This window comes from Streptomyces sp. NPDC000151 (assembly GCF_040301705.1).
Lineage (GTDB): Bacteria > Actinomycetota > Actinomycetes > Streptomycetales > Streptomycetaceae > Streptomyces.
In genome coordinates this window covers 1-4,619 of sequence record NZ_JBEPFC010000265.1, presented here as the reverse complement: position 1 = coordinate 4,619, position 4,619 = coordinate 1, and the positions used below count along the sequence as shown (strand labels likewise).

Sequence of the window (4,619 nt, the reverse complement as noted above, 5' to 3'; positions counted from 1 at the left end):
CCGCAGTCGGGCCAGGCCTGGCCGCCGGCGCCGAGCGCGCAGGGCGCCCCGGGTCAGCCCGTACCGTCGGGACAGCAGCCCGGCACCCAGCCCGGACAGCCCGGCCAGCAGCCCGGTGCCCAGCCGGGACAGGCCGCCCCCCAGCCCGGCGCGCAGCCCGGCGCCGAGGGCTCCCCCGGTACCGCCGGTGGGCCCGTGCCCCAGACCGGTGGGCCCGTGCCCCAGAGTGGTTACGGGTACCCGCAGCAGCCCGCCGCGCCCGGCCAGCCCAACGGACAGCCCGGCGCGCAGCCCGGCCCCTACGGTCAGCCCGGCAATCAGCCCGGTGCGCCCGGTGGCCAGGCCGCCCCCCAGGGTGCTTACGGATACCCCCAGCAGCCCGCCGCACCCGGGCAGCCGACCCCCTACGGTCAGCCCGGCAACCAGCCCGGCGCCCATCCCGGTGCCCCCGGCCAGCCGCCGCACGGCCAGCAGCCCCAGCCCCAGCCGCACGCCCAGCAGCCCCAACAGCCCGGCCCCCAGGGCTTCCCCGGCGCGCAGGGCGCCGGTCAGGCCCCCGGTGCGCAGAACGCCGACCCCCGCGCCGGCGCCTGGTCCGCGCAGGCACCCGGGCAAGCGCCCGGGCAGCACAACCAGTACGGACAACCCGGACCGCAGCAGCCCGGACCGCAGCAAGGTGGGCCGCAGCAGCCCGGGCCGCAGCAGGGTGCGCAGGGGCCGGCCGGGGCGCCGCTCGGGTACACCGCTGCCGTCGAGCTGTCCTCGGAACGGCTGATCAAGGGCAAGCAGAAGGTACGGAAGCCCGGTGCCAACCAGCCCGGCAACTCCCGGTTCAAGTTCGGCGGCAAGAAGGAGGAGGCCGAGCGGGCGCGCAAGCTGGAGCTGATCCGTACGCCCGTGCTCTCCTGCTACCGCATCGCGGTGATCAGCCTCAAGGGCGGCGTGGGCAAGACCACGACCACCACCGCGCTCGGCGCGACGCTGGCGACGGAGCGGCAGGACAAGGTCATCGCGATCGACGCCAACCCGGACGCCGGCACCCTCGGGCGCCGGGTGCGCCGGGAGACCGGCGCGACGATCCGCGACCTGGTGACCGCGATCCCGTACCTCAACAACTACATGGACATCCGGCGGTTCACCTCGCAGGCGCCGTCCGGCCTGGAGATCCTCGCCAACGACGTCGACCCGGCCGTCTCGACGACGTTCAACGACGAGGACTACCGCCGCGTCATTGACATCCTGGGGCAGCAGTACCCGATCATCCTGACCGACTCCGGTACGGGTCTGCTCTACAGCGCGATGCGCGGCGTGCTGGACCTCGCCGACCAGCTCATCATCATCTCCACGCCGTCGGTGGACGGTGCGAGCAGCGCCAGTACCACGCTGGACTGGCTCTCGGCGCACGGCTACGCCGACCTCGTCTCGCGCAGCATCACGGTCATCTCCGGGGTGCGCGAGACCGGCAAGATGATCAAGGTCGAGGACATCGTGTCGCACTTCGAGACGCGCTGCCGCGGCGTGGTCGTCGTGCCGTTCGACGAGCACCTGTCGGCGGGCGCCGAGGTCGACCTCGACATGATGCGGCCGCGGACCCGGGAGGCGTACTTCAACCTCTCGGCGATGGTCGCCGAGGACTTCTCGCGGGCGCAGCAGGCGCAGGGGCTGTGGACCCAGCACGACGGCGGCAGCCAGCCGCCGAATGCCGCGCCGCCGATGCCGCACGGTTACCAGCAGGTGCCGGGCCAGCCGCAGCCCCAGCCGGGCCAGTACCCCGGCCAGCCCGGTCCGCAGCCGGGGCAGCCGGGGCAGCCCGGTCCGCAGCCGGGCTGGCAGCAGCCTCCGCAGGCGTACCCGCAGCAGCAACAGCCGCAGCCCGGCGGCCAGTACGGCTACGGCTACCCCCAGCAGCCCGCCCAGCCGGCACAGCCCGGCCCCCAGCCGGGCTGGCAGCAGCAGCCCCCGCAGCAGTGAGCCGATAGCAGCCCGCAAAGCACTGAACTCCCCTGCCTGAGCAGGGGAGTTCAGTGCTTTACAGTTCAGCGCTCAGCGCTCAGCGCTTGAGAGAAAGCGCGCGAGCGTCTCAGTTCGTCGACTCGGAGCCCGAAGCGACCAGTGCGCGGGCCTGCTTGACGTCTATGGCCATGCGCTCCAGCAGCGCGTCCAGGGTGTCGAACTTCTCCTGGCCGCGGATGTACGCGACAAAGTCGACGGCGACGTGCAGGCCGTACAGGTCGAGCCCGACGCGGTCGATGGCGTACGCCTCGACGGTGCGGACCTTGCCGTCGAACTGCGGGTTCGTGCCGACCGAGATCGCGGCGGGCATCGCCTCGCCCTCGACGTGCAGAAAGCCCGCGTACACGCCGTCGGCGGGGATGGCGGTGTGCGGCAGCGTCTCCACGTTGGCGGTCGGGAAGCCCAGTTCGCGGCCGCGCTGGGCACCGCGTACGACGACGCCCTCGACGCGGTGCGGGCGGCCGAGCACCTCGGCGGCGCCGGCCATGTCGCCGGCCGCGACCAGGCGACGGGTCAGCGTGGAGGAGAACGGCTCGCCGTCGCCCGCCTCGCCACGCTCGAAGAGGTCGACGACCTCGACGTCGTAGTCGTACGTCCGGCCGAGCTCGGCCAGCGTCTCGACGTTGCCCGCCGCCTTGTGTCCGAAGCGGAAGTTGGGACCTTCCACGACGAGCCTGGCGTGCAACTTGTCCACCAGTACCTTCACGACGAAGTCGGCGGGCGCCAGCTTCGAGAACTCCTTGGTGAAGGGGAGGATCAGCACGGCGTCCACGCCCAGTTCGGCCATCAGCTCGGCCCGCCGGTGGTGCGGCGCGAGCAGCGGCGGGTGGGTGCCGGGCCGCACGACCTCGCTGGGGTGCGGATCGAAGGTGACCGCCACGGCCGGTACGCCCAGCTCGCGGGCGCGCGCCACGGCCTTGCCGAGGATCAGCTGGTGCCCGCGGTGTACGCCGTCGTAGGAGCCGATGGTGACGACGCTGCGCCCCCAGCCCTCGGGGATGTCCTCCAAGCCACGCCAGCGCTGCACTGTGCCCGCTCCTTGCCCGAACTCTTGACTGTTCACTACACCGATACGGCATTGCGCAGGTCTAAGACTGCCATGCCGGACGGTGTGGTTCGCGCGAAGGGTGGGCTCACCTCGGTCGCCCGCGCGGGGAGCGGCCGATGAGCGCAGGCGGGGCCGCGTGTGCGGACGGCTGCCGGACACGGCTCAGGCCGGATGCGGGGCGCCTTGGGAGGGCGTGCGGACGGCGCCGCGCGCCATGGGGCGTGTGGGGACGGTGGGAGTGGTGGGGGTGGCGGAGGCGGTGGGGGCTGCTGCCGGGTGGCGGGGGCCGAGCATGGCGCGGGCGCTGGGGCCGACGATGGCGGCCCACTCCGCGGGGGCCGCGGCCAGCCATGTCCCCACCATCGCGGCGAAGTCCGGCAGCAGGCGACCGAGCTCGACGAGCCGGCGGTCGAAACGGGCCGCGCCTTCGAGGGTGCGGACGTGGAGGAGGCCTGTGCGGTGCACGAGGTCCCGGGTCCGCGCCTCGGGGCGGCGGGCGGCGCCCTGCGCGGCCGCGCACAGCAGCGCGTCCAGCACGGTGGCGTCGGGGACGGTGGCGTCGGGAGCAGTGGCCCGGGGAACGGTCGCATCGGGCAGAGCCGCGTCCGGTGCGCGGACCGGGCGGCGGCCGTTGCGTTCCCGCTCCAGCAGGACGTCCAGCAGTTCCTGGCGGAGCGGGCGGGACGCGGTGCTGCCGGGCCCGGCCAGTACGGGCACGAGCGCGCACCGCACCGGCGCGGCGTGTGCGGTCAGCAGCCGTACGGCCAGGGGGTGGAGCACCGAGCGGGCGCCGGGCCCGGCCTCCAGACGGTGGGCGACGAAGTCCGCGACGGGGCGGGCGGCCGTCCACGGGAAGCGGATGGCGTACTCGTCCACGAGGGCGGCGGCACGCCGGGCGAGCGCGGGGGTCGAGACGCCGGCGAGCGTACGGAGCACGGCTTCGGCGCCGTCGGGCCCGGCGCGACCGGCGTCGGTGTCGGCGTCGGTGTCGGTGTCGCTGGGCTCGCCACCGGGGGCGCCCTGGAGCCTCGTCGGCGACCGGCGCAGGCGGGTCTGGAAGGCGGCGAGTACCGGCTCGGGGTGGCTGGTGAGCGCGGCGGCGAACGCGGCGGGCGGCAACGCCGGGTCGCCCGCCGCGAAACCGGCCAGCGCCCGGTCCAGGTAGCGGGAACGGGTGGCCCGGTCGCCGACGAGCACGGCCAGCGCGGCCCCGTGGACGCCGGGGTCGCCCGGGCGGTCGAGGAGGGTACGGGCGGCCTGCCGCAGCAGTTCGCGGTCCGTGTCGGTGGCGGCGTGTGCCGCGACGACCAGCGCGTACGAGGCGGCGGCCGCCCGGCGCGCGGGCCGGTCGTCGCGGGACCAGCGGTCCACGGCGCGGCACAGCGCGGCGGGCTCGTCCTCGGCGAGCGCGGTGAGGAGTTCGTCGGCGCGCGGGTGCGCGGCGGCGGCGAGCGCCTCGGTGAGGCCGTCGGTGGCGCGCCGGCGGTGGGTGTGCAGCAGGGCCTGCGCGGCGGCCGCGACGGTGGGTTCCCGGGGCGGCCCGGCGTCGGCGCCGGGC

General features: G+C 75.1%; 2 protein-coding genes and 1 pseudogene. 1 reads left to right on the top strand and 2 read right to left on the bottom strand.

Features of this window, described 5'->3' with window-relative positions; translation table 11 throughout:
- On the top strand, nt 1-1,971 hold a 1,971-nt coding region (locus tag ABT381_RS35175), incomplete at its 5' end, for a nucleotide-binding protein (RefSeq protein ID WP_351602003.1).
- A 109-nt stretch (nt 1,972-2,080) separates the two neighbouring features.
- Here the strand turns inward: ABT381_RS35175 and ABT381_RS35170 are convergent.
- The gene (locus ABT381_RS35170) at nt 2,081-3,040 is read right to left on the bottom strand and encodes a bifunctional riboflavin kinase/FAD synthetase (protein WP_351602000.1); all 960 of its coding nucleotides are present in this window, start codon (nt 3,038-3,040) and stop codon (nt 2,081-2,083) included.
- A gap of 183 nt (nt 3,041-3,223) precedes the next feature.
- Nucleotides 3,224-4,619: pseudogene (locus ABT381_RS35165) on the bottom strand (hypothetical protein); the annotation flags it as partial.